3 protein-coding genes are annotated in these 3,261 nt (G+C 69.9%); 2 read left to right on the top strand and 1 reads right to left on the bottom strand.

The features are described from left to right. On the top strand, positions 1-207 hold a 207-nt coding region (locus AE652_RS48760; protein WP_234348687.1), incomplete at its 5' end, for a hypothetical protein. Between the two features lie 169 nt (positions 208-376). Then, positions 377-2,584 (top strand): M4 family metallopeptidase, encoded by a 2,208-nt coding sequence (locus AE652_RS38230; RefSeq protein ID WP_199823209.1) that lies wholly within the window; start codon positions 377-379, stop codon positions 2,582-2,584. A gap of 161 nt (positions 2,585-2,745) precedes the next feature. On the opposite strand, the gene AE652_RS38225 is transcribed toward AE652_RS38230, so the two are convergent. After that, positions 2,746-3,225: a hypothetical protein gene (locus AE652_RS38225; RefSeq protein ID WP_049659966.1), complete on the bottom strand. Its 480-nt coding sequence runs from the start codon at positions 3,223-3,225 to the stop codon at positions 2,746-2,748. Positions 3,226-3,261: the final 36 nt, after the last annotated feature.

The following is a 3,261-nucleotide window of genomic DNA, read 5'->3' as shown; positions in this document are numbered from 1 at the left end:
GACCAGAACGATCCCACGAAGAAAGGTATGGATCGTCATGGGCCGAGTCTGCCACGGCGTCGTGCCGGTACCCACGACAGCGCGGTGCACCGGTTTTCCCCCCGCATTGCTCACCTTCTGGCGAAGAATTACCTCCCCATTACGTCATTGGCGAAGGTATTCGGCCAACTTGTTGCACAAAGGGTGACGCGTTCAGACCAAAAATGACACTGTTCCTTCCCATCTCATTCGAACCACCAGCTCTACCGGGCGGCGTCACCCCAGGCCGCCCGGCTGACTCCGGCCCCCCGAACCCGGGCCGTCGCAGAAGGAGTTCCGTGTGACTCGATCCCCCCGAAAGTCCACCGCCGCGGGCGCGTTGCTAGTCGGCGCCGCGATGGTCGTGGCCGCTCTGACGCCCGGCGTCGCCGCCGCCGACACTCCTGCCGGGACTCCCGCCGAGGCCCCCGCCGGGGTCCAGGCCTTCGCCGGCGCGATGCCGGTGCAGCTGTCGCCCGAGCAGCGCGGCGAGCTGCTGGCCTCCGCGGACGCGTCCCTGGCGAAGACCGCGAGGTCGCTGAACCTGGACGCGAAGGAGGCGCTGGTCGTCAAGGGCGTCACCAAGGACGCGGACGGCAGCCTGCACACCCGCTACGAGCGGACCTTCGACGGACTCCCGGTGCTCGGCGGCGACCTGGTCGTCCACACCGCCCCCGACGGCTCCACCAGGGGCGTCACCAAGGCCACCGAGGCGGACATCGCCGTCGACACCACTCCCAAGGAGAGCGCCGACGCGGCGAAGGGCCTCGCGCTCGACAGCGCCGGGAGCGCGAAGGTCACGGAGGCGGCGGCCGACGACGCCCGCAAGGTGGTCTGGGCCGCGTCCGGCACCCCGCGGCTCGCCTGGGAGACAGTGGTCACCGGCACGCAGGAGGACGGCACGCCGTCCGAACTGCACGTCATCACCGACGCCGACACGGGCAAGAAGATCTTCGAGTACCAGGGCATCGAGACCGGCGTCGGCACCAGCAAGTACTCGGGCCAGGTCACCATCGGCACCTCGGCGGTCGCCGGCGGCTTCGCGATGACCGACAACACCCGCGGCGGCCACAGCACCTACGACCTGAACGGCACCAGCGGCACCAGGACGCTGTTCACCAACCCGACCGACACCTGGGGCGACGGCACCGTCGCCAACCGGCAGACCGCGGCCGTCGACGCCGCCTACGGCGCCCAACTCACCTGGGACTACTACAAGAACGTCCACGGCCGCAACGGCATCAAGGACGACGGCGTAGGCGCCTACACCCGGGTCCACTACGGCAAGAACTACGTCAACGCGTTCTGGTCCGACGCCTGCTTCTGCATGACCTACGGCGACGGCGCGGGCAACGTCAAGCCGCTGACCTCGATCGACGTCGGCGCCCACGAGATGACCCACGGCGTCACCTCCGCCACCGCGAAGCTGGTCTACAGCGGCGAGTCCGGCGGCCTCAACGAGGCCACCTCCGACATCATGGCCGCCGCGATCGAGTTCTGGGCCGACAACCCCGAGGACAAGGGCGACTACCTGGTCGGCGAGAAGATCGACATCCGGGGCGACGGCAGCCCGCTGCGCTACATGGACAAGCCCTCCAAGGATGGCCGCTCCAGGGACTACTGGTCGGCCGACGTCGGCTCCGTCGACGTCCACTACTCCTCCGGCCCGGCCAACCACTGGTTCTATCTGGCCTCCGAGGGCAGCGGCGCCAAGACCGTCAACGGCGTGGCCTACGACTCCCCGACCTCCGACGGCCTGCCGGTGACCGGCATCGGCCGGGACGCGGCGGCCAAGATCTGGTACCGGGCGCTCACCACCTACATGACCTCGTCGACCAACTACGCGGCCGCCCGCACCGCCACCCTCCAGGCCGCCGCCGACCTGTACGGGAAGAACAGCACGACGTACCAGAACACCGCCAACGCCTGGGCGGCCATCAACGTCGGCCCGCGCGTCGTCGACGGCCTCCTGCTGGAGCCCGTCACCAACCAGATCACCGCGATCGGCACCTCCGCCGACCTCGGGATCGAGGCCTCGAACCTCAACCCCGGCATCGTCACCTACCACGCGACCGGCCTCCCCCTGGGCCTGACGCTCCACCCGGTCACCGGCCGTGTCACCGGCGTCCCGGCCCTCCCGGGCACCTACACGGTCACCGTGACCGCCCAGAGCTCCCACCGCGGCAGGACGTCGACGACGTTCACCTGGCGGGTCTCCCCGGGCATCTTCACGAACAGCACCTCCCTGCCGATCCCGGACGGCGGCCCGGCGGTCTTCTCCGACATCGTCGTCGACCGGCTCCAGGGCCAGGCGCCGAGCGACCTCAAGGTGAGCGTGGACATCAAGCACACCTGGCGCGGCGACCTGGTCATCGACCTGGTCGGCCCGGACGGCACGGTGTACTCGCTGAAGAAGGGCAGCTTCAGCGACTCGGGCGAGAACGTCATCGAGACCTACACGGTGGACGCCTCCGCCCAGCCCGCCAAGGGCACCTGGCGCCTCCGCATGCAGGACACGTACCGCGGCGACTCCGGCCACCTCGACGGCTGGAAGCTCATCTTCTGACCGCCCCCGCACTGAGCACGGCCCCCTGAGCACGGCCCCCTGAGGTGATCCGGTCGGCGAGAGCACGTCCTCGCCGACCGGATCACCTCTTGCACGTGCGGCACGGACCGCCACCCACGAGCGGTCCGGGTCGGCGGGTCAGCCGGTTGGCGGGCCTGGGGTCAGCGGGCCAGGAGGAACTTGGTGGTCGGCACGTTTCGGACGGTGGCACAGTCCAGGTTCGACGTGGTGGCGCTGTAGGTGAAGCCGCTCGGGACGCTGCACGCCCACATGCCGCTGACCGGGACGCGCAGGTGGAAGGTGGTGGACGGGACGCCCTGGGTCAGGCTGCACGTGGTGGACGAGCCGGCGGCGTCGTAGGTGAAGCCCGGGGCGGTCGAGCAGGCGGTGAGGCCGTCGACGGGCGTGCGCAGGTGGTACTGCGGCGAGTTCCAGCTGCCGCCGCCGCTACACGTCCGGCTGAAGACGACCCCCTCGTAGACGTAGCCGGAGGGGACGGAGCAGGCCCAGGTGTCGTCGAGCCCCGTGGTGGCGGCGGTGGCCGGTGCCGCGGTGACGGCCCCGGTGAGCAGCAGGGTGAGCGCGGCGAAGGCGGCGAGCAGCGCGGTGCGTGCGGTACGTACGGTTCGTGCGACGGACATGTCTTCCATACCTTTCTTCGTGGGATCGTTCTGGTC

The sequence above is a fragment of the Kitasatospora sp. MY 5-36 genome, from assembly GCF_001182915.1.
Taxonomy (GTDB): Bacteria; Actinomycetota; Actinomycetes; order Streptomycetales; family Streptomycetaceae; genus Kitasatospora.
The sequence above is the reverse complement of the archived record's forward strand: the minus strand, read 5'-3'. Positions and strand labels throughout refer to the sequence as shown.